This window comes from Prevotella sp. HUN102 (assembly GCF_000688375.1).
Lineage (GTDB): Bacteria > Bacteroidota > Bacteroidia > Bacteroidales > Bacteroidaceae > Prevotella.
Window position 1 is genome coordinate 454,021 of record NZ_JIAF01000001.1, and the last position, 19,221, is coordinate 473,241.

At 45.1% G+C, this 19,221-nt stretch carries 15 protein-coding genes and 2 tRNA genes; 12 read left to right on the forward strand and 5 right to left on the reverse strand.

Going from position 1 to position 19,221, the window contains the following annotated elements; all coding sequences use genetic code 11:
• Positions 1–4: 4 nt before the first annotated feature.
• The gene (locus P150_RS0102100; protein WP_028896281.1) at positions 5–2,431 is read right to left on the reverse strand and encodes a DNA translocase FtsK; all 2,427 of its coding nucleotides are present in this window, start codon (positions 2,429–2,431) and stop codon (positions 5–7) included.
• Positions 2,432–2,528: 97 nt separating this feature from the next.
• Here P150_RS0102100 and P150_RS0102105 point away from each other — a divergent pair, with 97 nt between their 5' ends.
• The 3 genes from P150_RS0102105 to tilS are packed head-to-tail and all read left to right on the forward strand — an operon-like array spanning position 2,529 to position 5,822.
• On the forward strand, positions 2,529–3,176 hold the full coding sequence (locus tag P150_RS0102105; protein ID WP_028896282.1) for a 3'-5' exonuclease: 648 nt from the start codon (positions 2,529–2,531) through the stop codon (positions 3,174–3,176).
• A gap of 56 nt (positions 3,177–3,232) precedes the next feature.
• The gene (locus P150_RS0102110) at positions 3,233–4,429 is read left to right on the forward strand and encodes a class I SAM-dependent rRNA methyltransferase (RefSeq protein ID WP_028896283.1); all 1,197 of its coding nucleotides are present in this window, start codon (positions 3,233–3,235) and stop codon (positions 4,427–4,429) included.
• A complete protein-coding gene (gene tilS, locus P150_RS0102115; protein ID WP_028896414.1) occupies positions 4,419–5,822 on the forward strand; it encodes a tRNA lysidine(34) synthetase TilS in 1,404 nt (467 codons plus the stop codon). The genes P150_RS0102110 and tilS overlap by 11 nt, the downstream gene beginning before the upstream one ends.
• A 109-nt stretch (positions 5,823–5,931) precedes the next feature.
• Here tilS and P150_RS0102120 read toward each other — a convergent pair.
• Positions 5,932–6,013, reverse strand: a tRNA-Tyr gene (locus P150_RS0102120).
• 5 nt (positions 6,014–6,018) lie between these two features.
• Positions 6,019–6,093 (reverse strand) — tRNA-Val (locus tag P150_RS0102125).
• Positions 6,094–6,950: 857 nt separating this feature from the next.
• Between P150_RS0102125 and P150_RS17770 the strand changes: the two genes are divergently transcribed.
• The 7 genes from P150_RS17770 to P150_RS0102160 all read left to right on the forward strand — a co-directional run bounded on the left by P150_RS17770 (position 6,951) and on the right by P150_RS0102160 (position 14,975).
• The gene (locus P150_RS17770; protein ID WP_028896284.1) at positions 6,951–8,705 is read left to right on the forward strand and encodes an endonuclease; all 1,755 of its coding nucleotides are present in this window, start codon (positions 6,951–6,953) and stop codon (positions 8,703–8,705) included.
• Positions 8,706–8,932: 227 nt separating this feature from the next.
• On the forward strand, positions 8,933–9,979 hold the full coding sequence (locus P150_RS0102135) for a hypothetical protein (protein ID WP_028896285.1): 1,047 nt from the start codon (positions 8,933–8,935) through the stop codon (positions 9,977–9,979).
• 99 nt (positions 9,980–10,078) lie between these two features.
• Positions 10,079–11,056: a hypothetical protein gene (locus P150_RS0102140; protein WP_155952894.1), complete on the forward strand. Its 978-nt coding sequence runs from the start codon at positions 10,079–10,081 to the stop codon at positions 11,054–11,056.
• A 566-nt stretch (positions 11,057–11,622) separates the two neighbouring features.
• On the forward strand, positions 11,623–12,297 hold the full coding sequence (locus P150_RS0102145) for a DUF4230 domain-containing protein (RefSeq protein ID WP_028896287.1): 675 nt from the start codon (positions 11,623–11,625) through the stop codon (positions 12,295–12,297).
• A complete protein-coding gene (locus P150_RS0102150; protein ID WP_028896288.1) occupies positions 12,290–12,895 on the forward strand; it encodes a DUF4230 domain-containing protein in 606 nt (201 codons plus the stop codon). The genes P150_RS0102145 and P150_RS0102150 overlap by 8 nt, the downstream gene beginning before the upstream one ends.
• Before the next feature lie 5 nt (positions 12,896–12,900).
• Positions 12,901–14,256, forward strand: coding sequence for an MATE family efflux transporter (locus P150_RS0102155; protein WP_028896289.1), 1,356 nt, complete (start codon positions 12,901–12,903; stop codon positions 14,254–14,256).
• Between the two features lie 32 nt (positions 14,257–14,288).
• On the forward strand, positions 14,289–14,975 hold the full coding sequence (locus P150_RS0102160; RefSeq protein WP_081819255.1) for a DUF4840 domain-containing protein: 687 nt from the start codon (positions 14,289–14,291) through the stop codon (positions 14,973–14,975).
• 232 nt (positions 14,976–15,207) lie between these two features.
• Here the strand turns inward: P150_RS0102160 and cmk are convergent, their stop codons facing one another.
• Together cmk and porQ are read right to left on the reverse strand one after the other, a co-directional pair.
• A complete protein-coding gene (gene cmk / locus P150_RS0102165) occupies positions 15,208–15,897 on the reverse strand; it encodes a (d)CMP kinase (protein ID WP_028896291.1) in 690 nt (229 codons plus the stop codon).
• A gap of 185 nt (positions 15,898–16,082) precedes the next feature.
• The gene (gene porQ / locus P150_RS0102170) at positions 16,083–17,027 is read right to left on the reverse strand and encodes a type IX secretion system protein PorQ (protein WP_028896292.1); all 945 of its coding nucleotides are present in this window, start codon (positions 17,025–17,027) and stop codon (positions 16,083–16,085) included.
• Positions 17,028–17,262: 235 nt separating this feature from the next.
• On the opposite strand from porQ, the gene P150_RS0102175 reads away from it, so the two are divergent.
• Positions 17,263–18,057: an energy transducer TonB gene (locus tag P150_RS0102175; RefSeq protein WP_028896293.1), complete on the forward strand. Its 795-nt coding sequence runs from the start codon at positions 17,263–17,265 to the stop codon at positions 18,055–18,057.
• 126 nt (positions 18,058–18,183) lie between these two features.
• Entirely contained in the window at positions 18,184–19,158 is a 975-nt protein-coding gene (locus P150_RS0102180) for a polyprenyl synthetase family protein (RefSeq protein ID WP_028896294.1), read from the forward strand.
• The last annotated feature ends 63 nt before the right edge of the window (positions 19,159–19,221 follow it).

Genomic DNA, 19,221 nt, shown 5'->3' on the forward strand with positions numbered 1-19,221 from the left:
TATTCTATTTTAAGGTGGACAGCAAGGCGTCGAGACTTACTTCGTCCGTAATGAGCACTTCGCGCGGCTTTGAGCCTTGTGCAGCTCCCACAATTCCCGCTTTTTCCATCTGATCCATAAGTCGGCCGGCTCTATTGTAGCCGATGGAGAAACGTCGCTGAATCATACTCGTTGAGCCTTGTTGGTTCAATACAATTGCCTTGGCTGCCTCCTCGAATAGTGGATCGATGCTCGATGAATCGAGTCCTACGCCACCTGACGCTCCACCTTCTTCGGCAATAGGTTCCGGAATCTCCAACGGCAGAACAGGACCGGGCTGATTTGCGATGAAATCGGATATATTTTCAACTTCCGGCGTATCTACAAATGCACACTGAACACGTATCGGTTCGCCTCCGTTCAGATAGAGCATATCGCCTCGACCCACTAATTGCTGTGCGCCGGGACGGTCGAGAATGATTCTCGAATCCATCATTGCGCCTACTCGGAATGCGATGCGTCCGGGGAAGTTCGCCTTTATATTACCCGTGATGATAGATGTTGTAGGACGCTGCGTGGCGATGATCATGTGCATTCCCACGGCACGAGCCAACTGCGCAATGCGGGTAATAGGCATTTCTATTTCCTTGCCTGCCGTGAGAATAAGGTCTCCGAACTCGTCGATAATCACAACGATGTACGGCATAAATTCGTGTCCCTCCTCCGGATTCAGCTTGTGGCTGAGATACTTCTGATTGTATTCCTTGATGTTTCTTGCACTGGCAGACTTCAGGAGATTGTATCTCTCATCCATCATAACGCAGAGTCCCTTGAGCGTCTTCACTACTTTCTGAACATCCGTAATGATTGGCTCGTCCTCATTTTCCTCAACGGCTGCCATAAAAGGCTTTGCAATCGGCGAATAAACGCTAAATTCAACCTTCTTAGGGTCTACAAGAACTATCTTCAGTTCGTTAGGATGCTTCTTGTAGAGCAATGAAGTGATGATGGCATTCAATCCAACGGATTTACCCTGACCAGTTGCGCCAGCCACGAGCAAGTGCGGAATCTTCGCCAAATCCACCATATACACTTCGTTTGTAATGGTCTTTCCCAATGCAATAGGCAGTTCCATCGTTGATTCTTGGAACTTTTTGGAATTGAGAATCGAATACATCGACACGATTGACGGTTTCTTGTTAGGCACTTCAATACCGATAGTGCCCTTTCCGGGCATAGGAGCAATGATACGAATACCGATTGCAGCAAGTCTTAGCGCAATGTCGTCTTCGAGATTCTTAATTTTTGAGATGCGAATACCCTGTGCAGGGGTTATTTCGTACAAGGTAATGGTAGGTCCTACCGTTGCTCTGATGCTCCTGATCTGCACACTGAACTCGTCGAGCACCTGAATAATCCTGTTCTTGTTAGCCTCAAGTTCTTCCTTATCAACGTAATTTACTTTTGAATCGGAATCATACTCCTTCAGCAAAGCCAACGTAGGGTATTTCCAACTTGTAAATGGTTCACGTGGATTTATCGGAGTAGAAAGGTCTACATTGCCTGCAACCACCTTGCCTTTGGCCTCTTCCTCCTTTGTAGTGGCATTAACGTCGATTTCTATTTCATCGTTGGTCTTAGCCTTTTCTTTCCGTGATTTGTGGGCTTTTTCTTCATTTTCGCCTTGAATATTGTCGTCCAAGAACTCAACGGTTGTTGGTATTGGGTCGATAAATTCGTCGTTTTCCGTTGCCAAATCCACCGTTTCGCTGCCAGTCGCTGCACTTTCAGAATGATTCACGATGGTAAACTTTACCTTGTTTCGCAGGTAGCCAACAGGATTGAGCATTTTCCGCACAACTGTAATCGTTTCATTGGTTATATATGTGAGGAAAGCGAGCATCACAATTACGAGCAACGCTATCAATCCCGGAGAACCGATGATATTTTCTACGTATTGAACGCAGAAAGCACCGTGATCGCCGCCTGCATTGAACACCTGATTTTCCGTCAATGGCGCGAGGAATTTGGCAAAAGCAATCGAACTCCATACCATAACCAAGGCTGTACCGAAAAACCATTTCCACAGATTCGTCTTCTCATACGCCTTCATCATCTTCACGCCACATATAATAATGTAGACCGGAATAAGGAATGCCGGTATGCCAAAGCACTTCGTTATGAAGAAATAAGACAGAATAGCACCGATTGACCCACAGGTGTTTTGAAATTCCTTGGCAGAATTTTCAATCTCACCGGGACGCAGTGCCGTAACGAGACTTTGGTCTGCCTGCCCCGTGGAGAAATAGCTGATAAAAGCTATAAATACAAATATTGCCAGACAAAGTAGGATCAGTCCGAATACAAAACCAGTCTTGTCATTAACTATATAATCCAATCCGATAGCCTCGCTAAATGTCTTAGGTTTGCTCTCAGTTTTCTTTTTTGCCATCACTAAACGTTTATTTACTGCAAAAGTAGTGATTTATAAGGAGATTCTGATACCTTTTCAGAACTTTTTTTTAATTTTGCACATCCATTAAGACGTTATGACAACAATATTATATAATAAGTTTGATAAAAAGAGTATCGGGCAGTTACCGAGGGCTACGTTTCCCGGGAAAATTGTCGTCGTTCTAAATGAGGAAGAAGCAAACAAAGCCGTAGACTATCTGCTCTCTTGTGATATTCTGGGAATCGATACTGAAACCAAGCCCGTCTTTAAAAAAGGTCAGCACAATAAGGTTGCTCTTCTGCAAGTAAGCACAAGGGACATCTGCTTTCTGTTCCGTCTGAACCTTATTGGCATTCCTCTCTGCCTCGTTCGTTTCCTTGAAGACAGAACCGTTCCTAAGATTGGACTGTCATTGACCGACGACATTATGATGCTGCACCAGCGTTCGCCATTCAAACAAGGCTATTTCATCGACTTGCAGAACCTTGTCGGAGAATTTGGCATTGAAGATATGAGCCTTCAAAAGATTTACGCCAATCTCTTTCACGAGCGAATCACGAAGCGCGAACAACTCTCAAACTGGGAAGCTCCAATTCTCAATGACAAGCAGAAGATGTATGCGGCAACCGATGCTTGGACCTGTATACAAATCTTTGAAAAGCTCAACGAACTGAGAGATTCGGGCAATTACAAGACAGAAGTCGTTCCGGTGCCTGACACGGATAATGAGGAGGCGAAATAAGAGAATGGAAATCATTGAATGTTAAACATTTATTCCAAATAGATTAAAGTAAGGCTATGTACAAGAATATATATCTGAAAAAAGGAAAAGAAGACAGTTTGCTCCGACGCCATCCGTGGGTTTTCTCGGGAGCAATCGCAGGAATGGACGATGGTCTTGCTGAAGGCGATATCGTTAGAGTGTTAACCCGTTCCGGCGATTTCATCGGTGTAGGCCATTATCAGATTGGTTCGATAACGGTAAGAATCCTTTCGTTTGAAGACAGACCTATCAATGACGGATTCTGGAGCGAAAGACTCGCCTCCGCATTGGATGTCCGCAAATCAATCGGTGTAATCAGAAACGGCGATGACACTTCTACACCAAACAACACATACAGATTGGTACACGGCGAAGGCGACAATCTGCCCGGATTAATCGTCGATGTGTACGACAAGACCTGCGTTGTTCAGGCGCATTCAGTGGGAATGCACGTTTGCAGATTCGATATTGCGAAGGCACTCAAAGCCGTTTTGGGCGACAATGTAGACAGTATCTATTACAAGAGCGAGACCACATTACCTTTCAAAGCAGAATTAGGACAAGAAAACGGCTTCATATATGGCGATACAGACAACAATATTGCCATCGAAAACGGGCTGAAGTTCCATATTGATTGGCTGAAAGGTCAAAAGACAGGATTCTTCATCGACCAGAGGGAAAACCGAAGTCTGCTCGAATACTATGCAAAGGACAGAACCGTTCTGAATATGTTCTGCTACACCGGAGGCTTTTCCGTGTATGCTATGCGTGGTGGTGCCAAGACGGTTCACTCGGTGGATAGTTCAGCAAAAGCCGTGGAACTGACGAACGAGAACGTTGCCCTGAACTTCCCCAATGACGAACGCCACGCCGCATATTGCGAGGATGCCTTCAAATATCTCGATGAAAACGACGATAAATACGACTTAATTATTCTCGACCCACCTGCATTTGCCAAACACCGCAGCGCACTGAAGAATGGTTTGCGTGGTTATACGCGTTTGAATGTTAAGGGATTTGACAAAATAAGAAAAGGTGGTATTCTCTTCACTTTCAGTTGTTCACAGGTCGTTACAAAGGAACAATTCCGTCAGGCTGTGTTTACTGCGGCTGCTCAGGCAGGCAGAAAGGTAAGAATATTGCATCAGATTCATCAGCCTGCCGACCATCCTATCAACATTTATCACTTGGAAGGCGAGTATCTGAAAGGACTTGTGCTTTATGTTGAATAAGGTTAAGGCATATATCGACAAAGAAAAACTGCTGAACAAGCAGAAACTCTATCTCGTAGGACTATCGGGAGGGACAGACAGCGTGTCCCTTCTCCTGATTTTGCAGCAATTAGGATACAGAATCGAAGCTGCACACTGCAATTTCAATCTGAGAGGCGAAGAGAGCATAAGGGATGAACAGTTTTGCATCGACTTATGCTCAAAACTCAATATTAAGCTGCACATAATACATTTTGATACAATGTCTTATGCCGAATTGCATAAAGTAAGTATTGAAATGGCTGCAAGGGAATTGCGCTATAAGTATTTTACAGATTTATCAAGGGATATAGATGCAGAAGGCGTTTGCATTGCCCACCACAGAGACGACTCCGTAGAAACCGTTTTTCTTAATCTCGTTCGCGGCACCGGCTTAAAAGGGTTGCAGGGAATCCGTCCGAAGAATGGAAACATCATTCGTCCGTTATTGAATTGTCAGCGTTCGGAACTGGAAGATTACCTGACGGGGCAAGGCGAGAGCTATATTACAGACAGTTCAAACCTGAAAGACGATGTGAAACGTAATAAGTTAAGAATAAACATATTACCACAATTACGCGAAATTAATCCTTCAATAGACAAAACGATAGCCCGGATGTCTCAAAACATCATCGAGGCAGGCAGGATTATCAATGCTTCTATATCCGGAATACTGCCTTCTCTGCTCCAAGGACAGGCAGAACAAGTTGCCTTCTTTACTCATATATTATATAATGTGGAACAGAATGCAAGCCCAGAACAGCGTCCGAAACTTGCCATCTTCGACAAAGAGGTAATAAAAGCATTCCCTTCCAGCGAATATCTGCTTTTCTTTCTGCTCCAGCCATTCAGATTTAATTCCGTTCAGATACAGGAAGTCAATGCTTCGCTCGACGTTCATTCCGGCAAAAGCTGGACTTCCGACGGCTACGAACTGGTTTTGGACAGGGATGCTCTGATATTGTCTGCCACCGATGGAATGCAGAAAGGAAAAACAATGAAATTTCCCGAAACCGGCAAATACGTTTTTTCAGACGCTCTCACTATCTCCATTGAAGAAAAAACAATCGACAAGTCATTCATAATACCCAAATCCCGGCAGCAGATAGCAGTAGATGCCGACAACATCAACTTCCCCATCACTTGCCGAACTGTAACAACCGGCGACAGATTTATACCGTTTGGAATGAATGGCTCAAAACTGGTCAGCGACTATCTTACGGATATTAAACTGAACCTCATCGACAAGCGCAGTCAGTTAGTTCTCGTCGATGCGAGCGAACGGATAGTATGGGTCTTGGGGCTGCGTTCCGACAATCGTTTCAAGATTACTCCCGAAACAAAAAGAGCCATTTTAATTTCCTTGCAGGCGTGAAACCACGATGAATGCTGCCCAACCGGAATAAGCATCCATTAACAACTGGGAAACAAAATCAATTATTAGGAAACAAAAAAGGATGCAGTAATCTGCATCCTTTTCAGAGTGGGTAGTGATGGATTCGAACCACCGAAGCTAGAAGCAGCAGATTTACAGTCTGCCCCATTTGGCCACTCTGGAAACTACCCGTCCGTGGGCGTTGACGGATTCGAACCGCCGACCCTCTGCTTGTAAGGCAGATGCTCTAAACCAGCTGAGCTAAACGCCCTTACTTTTCGTAAGCGAGTGCAAAAGTACATTTATTTTCTTGATTGTGCAAATTATGCGATAAGTTTTTTTACAAAAAAATCTACCCCATACAAGTATATTCAGGCTAACTTACTGAAGCAATGATAATTCCAAGTTTTTATTCTCGTACCACAATTCATAGTCAAGAGAAATTATATCTCATAGATTCAGTACCATCCTATTGTGAATTATCTTGACAAAAGGCTCTCTATAATTCGTATATTTTCGACCAGAGATTTTTATTTTTCAAACATGCGCTGTATTGATGTGCATAAATAATTCTATGAATATCAACCGAATAGGGCTATGAAACTTAAATTTGTGCAGAAAAATTACGCTGATAAGTTCTTAAATCAACCAATAAAACAGAATTATACAACACATTTTAGGGTGCATTCAACGTATATTTGCATTCCATTCTTGCGACAAACACATTGCATTTATCGCAAGAATGGAAAATGTTCTTCACGAAATTGCATTGAAATACTCCGTTTTTCCATTTCCATCCAACCGAATTAGGCTTTTATTTCTCTATTTTGAAGAAAAAAAACATCGTTTTTTGAGTAATATTTCTTGATAGAATCATCCGATGGAATCACAAAAACAAGTGCGAATAATCAATGAAATCATTTTAGATTCTGATAATTTTCAAACGCCCTCCCACCCCATTTTCAATTTCCATTTTCCGTCGTCAATTTGGCTCTTAATGACTTTCTGATGCCGTTATCAGCTACAAATCTACACATTATTTGAAATTTGGGCGATTTTTCTTGCATTTCTTATTTAGTTTTTATACCTTTGTAGAACTATTCCATTAAAAATCTAAATTTATCATATATGTACAAAAATCTACTTAAAACAGCATTGGTCGTATTGGCTCTTGCAACAAGCATTTCGGCGCAAGCCATCGACAGACAGCATTTAGCTAAATATGCTGCCCAACTTAAAGGTTTAAAGAAAGCCGACTTGAAAACAAAAATCCACGAAATTATCGGTAATCCTAACACATTAAAGTATGGTGGAAAAGGAAAAGGAACGTGGTGGGGTTTTTATCGTACCGACCGTATTGCAGAAACAAATGAATGTCGTAACCGATACAGCGACAAGAAATTCTACTTTACAGGGAATTATGAAACAAGTGGAGCGTCAATTAAAGGTATGAATATTGAGCACTCTTTTCCAAAAAGTTGGTGGGGGAAAGAAGAAAACGATGCCTATAAAGACCTTCATCATCTTTATCCTTCAGACTCAAAGGTAAACAGTGCCAAAGGAAACTTGCCAATGGGTAAGGTTAAAGGCTCTGATGGCTCAACTGAAAAGATAGGTAACAGCGAGGGTACGCCAAGTAGTTTTCGCGTATTCGAACCTGCAAATATTTACAAAGGCGACTTCAGTCGTACTTATATGTATATGTGTACGGCATATCAGAATTTAACTTGGAAAGGGGATAATGGTTTACGTGAGTTGGAAAATAACAAATGGCCTACTCTTCAGGAATGGGCTTATAAACTCTATTTACAATGGGTAAGAACTGACCTTGTAGACCAAATAGAAGTAGAGCGCAACAATGCCGTTGCAGAGATTCAGGGCAACCGAAACCTCTTTATTGACTATCCTTATTTGGCAGAATATGTTTGGGGAGACAGCGTTGATGTAGCGTTCGACCCTTATACTTCAATCACAACAGCAGCAGACGACAGCCGTTATGGCAATCAGGTTGCTCCGAAGGTGGCCACTCCAACATTCTCTGAACCCGAAGGTACATTCCTTGCTCCGTTCAACCTGACGCTTTCTTGCGCTACGGAAGGTGCAACCATCTATTACACAACCGACGGAAGCACTCCATCTGCTGCAAGCACAAAGTATGAAAGTCCTGTAACTGTCAGCCAGACAACCACCGTGAAGGCTATTGCTATCAACGGTGCCGACCAAAGTGCAGTAGCATCCGCTATCTATACATTTGCGTCTTCAGCAGGTTCTTGCTACTTCGTTAAACTTAGTGGACAGCCAACTACGGGCAAGAAGTATCTCATCGTTGCAAACAATGGTGGCACACTCAAGGCTGCTAAGCGCGCAACTCCGAAGAGTGGCAAGAATTACTCATATCTTTACGAACAGGATGTAAATGAAATACAAGGCGTAATCATCCGTTCCGACTACGAACTTGCCTACACATTCGAGGCAAGTGGCAGTGGATTCACTATCAAGGACAATGCAGACAATTATTATTCTCACCAGAGTAATTTCAAGACATTCACTATAACAACAGATGCTTCAAATGCAGATGTATGGAATGTTAGTATGAATGCAGACGGAACATTCAAGATTACGGCTTCAAACGACGGACATCTCATTCTGTATTCGCCACAATACAAGTCTTTCGGACAGTATGCGAATGCTGATGCAGCCAACCTCTACCCTATTCTCTACGAAGAAACAACCTACGAAGTTGCAGGAATAGAGGATATTCAGACAGAAGCAGCAGCGGGAGACGGCAAGATTTACAATCTTCAGGGCGTACAGATGCCAAGCAAGAATAGCTTGCAGCCGGGCATCTATATCCTCAACGGCAAGAAATTTATCGTAAAGTAAGCACTCGCCCTAAAACATATCCGGAATGAAATAGGTTTCGGATAGCAGACAATATTAAAGCTGACAGTTTGCAACATTTCGTTGCCAACTGTCAGCTTTTCTTTTATTTTCTTTGTTATATGAAAACTTTTATATACTTTTGTTCCCCAAATTAACTTGCTCATATAGAAAAACAAACTGTCATATTAGATGATTGCCCACATTCAAATGGCAGAAAAACTGGAATAATGAAACGGCTATTATTACATATCGCTCTCTGTCTTGCGTGCCTGACAGCGTCAGCTCAAGCATTGCAGACCTATCTGCCCAACTTCAAGAAAGGTCAGAAGGTACATTATGAATACACCTATACCACTACAAGTACCAATACCAACGACGGAAGCGTGAACAACGACGTGAACGCCTACCCTCTCTTTCAGGCTGACAATATGAACAGCATCTACCAGCGTGCCGTTCCCGGCGAAGTATATACAAATAAATTCTCGCTGAACGTACTGGAGGCAACTCCCTACACCTATACTTTTGAACTCGATATTGAGGAATCCAGCAACATTCTGAGCGTGGCAAGCCAAGAGCCTGACGTACTGATGCTGAAGATTATAGGCCAATCGCTGAAGAAAGTGAAGCCTGTCATCACTTTTCCGCGCGATATGAGCAGTTTCCTCATCAACAACAAGCGTGAAATCATCGCACAGTTCGGCGAAGACCTATGGACTTATATGATAAAAGACCAGCAGTATTCGCAGCAACTGGAGGACGAAATGCCCGATAAGGACGAAATGATCAACCAACTGACGACGGAACTCAACAAGGGAAACGAGCTATACGATGACCTTAATATTCTTTGTCCCGGCTTCAATGCTCTCACACAGGCTTACTGCCAACCGTTCGCAATCGGCAGTTTTGAGGCAGGTCAGCCACTCAATGGCTATAACCGTGATGACGTTTATGAGAAGCAGAGCGCAGCAATCGGCAGCGACGGCGCGCTGAACTTCAACAACACCGTGGAGTTTTTCCGTTATATGAACGACAACACCGAGCCAAACGAATATTCATCTATCGACAAGAAGAAAAACAAGACACCCGAAGACAATATTCACAGCTACGAAACATACCCTCCCACGGCTGCAACGGCAAACGACGTGCGATGCAGCGTGCAGATTGAAATGAAGAGCAGCGCCGATACTTGGATGGAACTCTACCGTGTTGCGTCCATTGCCGACTTCCGTTCGTCTATATGGGTAGGAAGGGAACATCTGAAACGCATCGGGTAATCGACAGAAAGCCGATTACCACCCTCTCATCGAGCCACTTGCCAGTCATAAACGGCGCAGGCTGCACTAACATTCCTACATAAATTAACCTAAGATTGTATGAAAAGATTATTATTTGCATTCATCACAGCATTGTTCTGCCTGAATGCAGCCGCACAGCAACAGCACTACAAGCCCCGCTTCAAGGTGGGCGACACAGCCATCTACCATTACGAACGTAAACAGAGCAAACAGGAGAAGTCCGGCCTCAATCCGGATATGCACTACCGAAGTCTTGACAGCCAATGGAGTGCTTTCACCCAATACTTAGATGGTTTGTACTCTCACAATATATCTCAGGACATTAAGCTCACGGTGCTCGAAGTTACTCCCTACACAACAACCTTTCAACTGGAAATGCTGAACACCTTGGACGCAAGTCTCGACAGCACAGAGCAAGAAATAATGAGCATTCTAACCTCTACGCTCAGCCGCAACAAGCCTATTCTCACCTATTCCTCGAGACTTGGCAGCTATCTTTGGGCAAACAAAGCTGCATCTATAAGGGAAATTGCACTTGCAGCGAAAGCCAACGACCCGGAAATAGAAGAAACAATTGAAGAAATCATTGCAATGTATGAAAGTCTGTCTGAACAATTTGACCTCTTAGACCTGTTCTGCCCGGCTCTCGAAATGTTTTCAAGAGCCTATCAGACTTCTTTCGTTGAGGGAAAACACACCGAAGGCAAAGAGCTTTCGGGCAGTATAAAGGATGCCTGTTTCGCGCAGGAAGCAAGCCTAAGCAAGAAAAACGAGCTGAACTTCACGAGCAATATCAAGGCCTATCTGCGATATGTGGAGTACATAAACGAAGACGACCTGTATGAAACGGATAATGAAAGCGACAATGAATACGGAGTGAACCCGAAATATCTGCGACTTGGGAATGTAGATTATCGGACAGACCCGGGCTGTTTGCCCACGCATTACACGCCATTCGTTTCCATTCTTCGCAAGAATGCAGTGCGCTTCTGCAAGCAAATCAATCACAAACCAACAAGCTCTCGCCGTTGTTGGAGACAGGATTTCCATACATAGTAAGCCATAAATTTGCATCATTGTAAAGATCAGTCGATTATTATGGTATACCGATCCCTCAAAAGGGTCGAGGGTTTCAAGCGGAAGGGTCGAGGGTTTTGAGCAAAAAGGTCGAGGGTTTTGAGCGGAAAGGTCGAGGGTTTTCTTGAAAACCCACGACCTTTTTCGCGTATTTGCACCGAAGACACAGAAAAAACCGCCGGAGGGTACAGGCTCCCGACCTCCACACGGCAACCCACCGTGGAGCACCTAAACAGAAGAATGGATTTCTTTTTCCGCACACTTGCAATTCATTCTTGCGAAGATTGAAATTTCAAAAAGAACAAACTCTGGCTGATAATTCGCCATTTTATGGAACATTAGGCAGTAAAATGAGGATGGAGAAACAGCGACAAAGCCTGAAAGATGGAGTATAACAACTATTAATATGCATTATTTGTGCAGTTGAGCCGAAATATCTAACTTTGCACACATTATATAATAAATCGGAATCGGATGCAGGAACATCAGCGTCAGCATTGGAAAATCTGATTTCCGAAAGGCAAACTACACGAAAATTCATCATTATGAAACGAATCATTCCCATACTGATATTGTCCGTGCTGCTCGGAGCTTCGTGCTCAAAGGACAAGAACGCACCGACGGACGAAACGCCCGCAGACACATTGGCACTACTGATTACGGGCATTCAGAAATGCTCCAAGCTATATGCCACCGAGTGCCACGTACACAAGATTATCACGCACAAGGACAAGGTGAAATCGAACTTCACAATTCTGAATCAGGAGATAAGCCTTGACGTGCCCGTAGGCGTGCGCAAGATAGCCATTCCCATTGATGCCGTTCTGAAGGCTTACGTGAATTTCGACGGTTTCAGCGAGAAGAACGTGCAGCGCAACGGCGAAAAAATTATGATAACGCTTCCCGATCCGGAAATCGTGCTGACAAGTACCAAGGTAAACCACGCCGAAATGAAGCAGTATGTGCCGCTTCTGCGCGGGAATTTCTCCGACGAGGAAATGGCAGGCTACATCAATGAAGGCCGGCAGGCCATCGTCAAGGCGATACCCGAACTCGGCTTGATAGAGAATGCACGCAAGAGTGCGGCAAGTCAGCTCGTCCCTATGATAATGGCGTTGGGCTACGCCGACAAGAACATCACGATAGCTTTCCGCAAAAACTTTACCGATAGCGATTTACGCACCATCATTGACAAATCAACAGTAGAAAATAATGAATAGATTTTTCGACGGATTACTGAGATTCATCCAAGGAATCAGCAAGACTGTATGGGTCGGTGTCATCGCTGTCGTCCTCCTTGCAGTCGGTATCTTCTGTTTCTTTCCGTGTAAGGAAAAGCCGAAAACGGTCAATCCCATACAGATTCAGAGCATAAAGGACATAGGACAGTGGGAATTTCTCTCCATCAGCAACGAGGAACTCGTGGACACCGTTTCCAAGAATATGTTCGGCGACGACGAACTGGCAAGGATATACTACGGCACCGTGCGCATAGGGATAGACCTGAAACAGGCAAAGCCGAAGTGGATACGCACCGAGGGCGACTCGGTGGTTACGGCCACGCTCCCACCCGTCGGGCTGCTCGACCGCGATTTCATCGACGAAACCCGCACAAAACCCTTCTATGAGGATGGAAAATGGACTCCGGAAGACCGCGAAAGCCTCTACAACAAGGCGTACAGGAAGATGATTGCGCGCTGCCTGACAAAAGAGAACATAGCAACAGCCGAACAGAATGCCCGCCAACAGTTCACGCAACTGTTCAAGGCAATGGGCTTTGCCAAAGTGAATATAGAATTTGAGAAGGAAAAGAAATAATAAAAATGCTGTTAAACCTCAAGCCTTATTACACACATTACCGTTCATTGACTCATCTGGGAGTGCCCATCATCATCGGACAAATCGGTACTATCGTGCTCGGATTTGCCGACACGCTGATGATCGGCCGACACAGCACGCAGGAACTGGCTGCTGCGGCATTCGTAAACAATATGTTTGTGCTCGTGCTTATCTTTGCAATGGGATTCTCCTACGGCCTCACGCCGATTGTAGGGTCGCTCTACGGCCGCGAGGAGCACGGCAAGATAGGTGGAATGCTCAAGAACTCGCTGGTGGCGAACACATTGCTGGCGTTGGGACTGGTGGTAATAATGACCATTCTTTATCTGAATCTGGGCAATCTCGGGCAGCCCGAGGAACTTTTGCCGCTGATGAGGCCCTACTTTATCGTGAATCTCATATCGCTTCCGTTCGTCTCTTGGTTCAACACTTTCAAGCAACTGTCTGACGGAACCACGGACACGAAAACGCCGATGTGGATTCTTTTGGGTGGAAATCTGCTCAACATCGTAGGAAACTATGTGCTGATATACGGCAAGGTGGGCTTTCCCGAGCTCGGTCTGTACGGTGCAGGTCTGTCTACGATGTTCTCACGCATCGTGATGGCACTCGTCTTTGCCTACGTGTTCCTCTGCACGAAGCGTTTCAACAGCTATAAAGGCGGCTTCTTCGCCGAACCCATCAATGGCAAGGACATTTCGCATCTCTGCCGAATCGGCTTTCCCCTGAGCATACAGATGGGAATGGAGACGGCAGCCTTCAGTCTGAGTTCCATTATGGTGGGCTGGATTGGAGCGATGGCACTGGCCGCCCATCAGGTAATGCTCACTATTTCGCAGTTCTTCTATATGGTATATTACGGAATGGGGTCGGCAGTTGCCGTGCGTGTGAGCTATTTTACCGGTCAGCACGACTATAAAGCCGTCAGCTATTCAGCCTCGGCCGGCTTCCATCTGATACTCCTCATAGCCTTTGCCGTCTCTGTTCCGGTGGTTATCTGGCGCGATTCGTTGGGCGTAATCTTCACCGACAGCAGCGAAGTGTGCGAAATGGTGGGGCTTGCCATACTGCCGTTGATTGTCTATCAGTTCGGCGACGGAATGCAATGTGCCTACGGAAACGCACTGCGTGGGCTTTCCTATGTTCAGCCTCTTATGTACACGGCGTTCATTGCCTACTTCGTTATCAGTCTTCCGCTCGGATATTTCCTTGGAATCTACCTTGAGGGAGGACTGCTCGGCATTTGGTTTGCCTTCCCGTTCGGGCTTACCACGGCGGGATTTCTCTATTATTGGTACTTCCGAAAGCGATTGAAGGAAGTGTGGCATCTGCAAAGGTAAAGTAAGGACGAATATCCACAATACTATAACTTATGAAACAAACTGTTTTCAAACCTATTCTTATCGGCATTTTCGCTATCCTGATGCAATCCTGTCATAAAGACCCTGTGTTTCTCTACGGCTACATACATTCATCAGAGGTTCAGAAAAAACTTATGGAGGGCGTGAGCGGAACCTATTCGGGTAAGATGCTCTGTATAGGAAGTGCTGAAACGCAGCCCGATGCGGAGTCTGTGAGGAAGACAACAGAGGACGTCAGATATACCGTGGATGGCTATCAGCCCAATTACAGCGGCAAGAATGCGGGATACATCACCATTCACAACTATCCCGTCAGCCTGATTGGCTACACCGTTACCGATCCGGAGCTTGCAGCCGCCCTGAAAGCACAGCCCAACCGCGACCTGCAAATTCGTTTCTGGATAGGCGACCCTGTCCTCTCCCGTGAGGAAAACAAGACCAAAGGCACTATCAATTTTGAGTATATACCGGTCAGCCTGTCTCTGGAATATGGTGGAACGTTGCACAATGTGCTTATCAAGTTAGGAGGAAACAATGCCATCGAAATAGATGGAGAGAAGGAATCAACGTGGAATATCAATGCATTGACTTTCTCTGTCAGTTCCATTTCGGTAGACGGAAAACTGAAACAGGAATACGAACAATGGGAAAAGAAGTCGAGTGAGTTCTATACATTCATACGAGGCAAGCGGGACTAAGAGGGACGGTTGGCAAGAAGACAAGGGAACAGATTGGCAAGAAAACCACTTCTTAAGCTGAGTTCGGAATAAACAGACAAGAAAATAAGGTAACGGATTTACAGGAAAACCGGTTGATGATGGTAAAGCTATAAGCTGATTGTTTAAGAATCTCCATCTCAACCCGCCCCATTGGCATTGATTTTCTTGTAAATCCGTTCCCTTATTTTCTTGTCTGTTTCCTAAATTCTGCCTATTGTACTGCTTTCTTATACTGTTCCATCAGCCATTCCTTCTGTTCGGCAATGGAGATATTGCTGTTGTCGAGTTCTATTGCATCGTCGGCTTTGCGCAGAGGCGACGTTTCGCGGTGCGAATCAATGTAGTCGCGTTCCTGCACATTCTTGAGAATCTCGGCGAAATCGGCATCCGTTCCCTTGGCTTTCAACTCATCGAAACGACGCTGCGCACGCACTTCGGCAGATGCTGTAACGAAAATCTTGAGTTCGGCATTCGGAAACACTACCGTACCGATGTCTCTGCCGTCCATCACGATACCTTTTTCGTCGCCCATCTTCTGTTGCTGGGCCACGAGTGCAGCACGGACAGATGGCACGGCAGCGATTGGACTGACGTGAGACGATACTTCCATCTGGCGGATTTCCTGTTCCACGTTCTCGCCGTTGAGATAAGTATCGGGTCTGCCCGTTTCCGGATTCAGCCTGAAACTGATGTCTATGTCGGAAATCCGTGCTTCGAGTTCGGCAAGCTTGATAGTACCGTCTTCATTGAAGAGATTGTTGCGGAGGGCAAACAGCGTTACCGAACGGTACATTGCGCCGGTATCTACATAGATATACCCGATTTCGCGTGCCAAGTCTTTCGCCATTGTGCTCTTACCACAAGAAGAAAAGCCGTCGATGGCTATAATGATTTTTTTCATAATAAATTGGTTTCCAGTCCTTTCCCACGAAAGGAATACTTTGGGAGAAAGTGGCCGGAAATTATTTTAAATGTTATACTTTGTTTTTTCAAGTTCCGTTCATCCACCATCGGGAGCGTATCGCATCAGGACTAACCCTCGGCAAGGGCGCATCCCTTCGGAGAATATTCGCGGCGTTCGCAAGATTAAAGCGTATATGCGAGATTCACGAGGATTGAGCTGCTCGATGCGTGATACTTTCCATAGGCGAGGTTGAGCTTGAAACGCTCAAGATTGATGCCTCCACCAAAGCTGAACCCGGCTCCGTGTGCGCTTGCGTCGTCCATCTTGCCGATAACCATCTCGTCGGCTTTACGGAAATTGTAGCCGCCGCCAATCCAAATGCTCTGCGAGAGAAGAATGTCTGCACCGAGATTGACGTGATTTGCAAAACGATAATTGTAATGAGTGAGGTCTACCAACGTGAGCGAGAGCCGCACCGGAAGGGATGCAAGCGTCTTGCTCACGCCCACTTGCAGGTCGAAAGGCATCTTTCCGAAGTCCTCTTCGTAAGCCTTCACTTGTCCACCAAGATTTTTCGCAACGGCGGAAGCCGACCATTCACGCTCGGGATCATAGTAATTCAAACCAAGGTCTACGCCAACGGCAATGCTGTTGTAGTTGCCGATATAAGAAGTAACGAATTTCGCCGTGATACCACCGACGAAATTCCGTGCCAGTTCGTAGGAAAAAATGCCCTGTATGGCTATTTCGCTCGCATTAAATTCGCCTGTCTGGACGTTGTTTTCGTCCACTTCCTTCATCTTTCCGTAGTTCATATACTGTATTCCGCCTGCGAGCGTGCCTTTTTCCTTGATGGTTTTCGTGAACGAAGCCCCCATATAGTTCGCTCCTTTCATATAGTTCATATAGTTCAGCCCGATGGTCATATCGCTGACCGACGATGCAAGAGCCGGATTTGAGAACATCAGGGAGGGATCATCCTCTATAATCGTAATGTTTTCGCCGCCGAGAGCTGCTGCGTGCGCACTTACAGGTAGGCGCAGGAAGTTATATTCTGTCTGGCTCTCCTGTGCCCAAGCCATCGTTGTCGATGCTATAAGGAAGAGAGTGAAAATGAGCTTTTTCATTTAATCTACTTTAATTTATCGGCAAAGATACATCTTTTTCCGAATATCTTATTAATTTTGTCAGTCGAAAGTGGTGCTAAGGGCTATTGCACATTCGGACAAACAAGCCGACTTGCAGCTTTCCCGTCAGCATTTCAACACCGTGTCTTAGCGAAGAAGAAGGTTCGTTGCAGAGCCTGAAACCTTCATCAGACACTCTTTTATAACGAGTTTCGGCTCTTTTTAGTGTTCAGAATTGGAAATAAAGAAAACAAATAAGGCAGATTTAGAGAACAAGCGATGGATAGGTTTCGTGCTTGGGCTTGTCTGTGCGCTTTCAATATTCTTTGTTGCAATGGAATATTCCGATGAAAATACAAGCGATTCCGAGAAACTCATCGACTTGGTAAAAGACCTTGAACTGAAAGATACGGAACTTCTGCCTGCCATTGACCAACAGGATTTGGCTGCTGAGAAGGAAGATAAGAAGCCAACGATGGAGGATATGCTGAATATGAAGCGCAGCGAAACGCCACAGAAGGTTACACCGAAGGAAATCGGCAGTATGGATTCAAACGATGACAAGACGGCTGCGCCCAATGTGAGCAACGTTCCTGTGCTTACGACGGAACCGACTACGATTCCCGACCCTCCGACGGTTTCGGAAGTGGACAAGGAAGAGAAGAACAAGATGACCGACAAGAACTCCGATGAGGAACTGGAACGATACGATGACAAGGTAAGCAAGCGCATTCTGTCCGATACGCCAACCCCTCCGGGAGGATGGAGTGAGTTTATGAAATGGCTTACTTCGAGCATCAAATATCCGATTTCGGCAAAGAATGCAAACAAGCAAGGCATTGTAAACGTAACGTTTATCATAAATGCAGACGGATCGGTAAGTGATGTAAAGATAAAGAACGGAAAAACACCCGAGTTCGACAACGAAGTGCTGCGTGTGGTGCGCACGATGGGAAAATGGAAACCGGGTATTGAAAACAATAAACCTTGTCGGTCGATGATAGAAGTGCCCGTAGTTTTCTCGCTGTAAGGCTTCGACTGCGCAACATTTCTTTCACAGTTGTCCTACACCTTATATAATATAGGACAATAATTTTAATACTTTTCCGTTATTGAGAATACAAAATTAATCTGAAAATATCAAAATCTGACATATATGTACACATCAGAAGAACTTCTAAAGAAAGTAAACGATTATCTGGCAGGGCTTACTTACGGTCGCAAACCCGCAAGTCTGTACGAGCCAATCAAGTATGTGTTGGACTTGGGAGGCAAGCGTATCCGTCCGGTATTGATGCTCTTGGCGTATAACCTTTATAAGGACAATCCTGAAACAATACTTTCCTCTGCCTGTGCATTGGAAACCTACCATAACTACACGCTCCTTCACGACGACTTGATGGATGAAGCACCTATTCGCCGTGGTCAGCAGACGGTACATAAGAAGTGGAACGACAATCAGGCGATACTTTCCGGCGATTCAATGTTGGTGCTTGCGTATGAAAGACTGGTGCAATGCGATGCCAAACATCTTAATGCCGTGCTTCCTCTATTCACGGAAACGGCATTGGAGATAGGCGAAGGGCAGCAATATGATATGGAATTTGAAAACCGTAATGACGTTACGGTGGACGAATATATCGAAATGATTCGCCTGAAAACCAGTGTTCTGCTGGCCTGTGCTATGAAAATGGGAGCTATTCTTGCCGATGCGCCATCCGAAGATGCCGAAAATCTCTATAAGTTCGGCGAACAGATAGGTCTCGCTTTTCAGTTGCAGGACGACTATCTCGATGTTTACGGCGATTCAAAGGTATTTGGAAAGAAGATCGGTGGAGACATCGTTTCAAACAAAAAGACCTATATGCTCATCACGGCTTTCAATCAGGCAAACGATGAACAACGCTCACTCCTTGAACATTGGATTGGTCAGGAAGAGTTCGATGCTGAGGAAAAGATTGCAGCCGTAACGAAATTGTACAACGAAATAGGGATTGACAGACTTGCAAAGGAAAAGATTGACGATTATTTTGAACTAAGCAAGAAATATCTCGAGGGGGTAAACATTCCCGAGGAACGCAAAGCTGCGCTGAAAGCATACGCAGCCGATATGATGAAGAGACAAAAGTAGAGAAACCATATTCGCTGTTTCTTATCGCTTTTTCCACCAATTTGCCAATCCTGATACTTTATT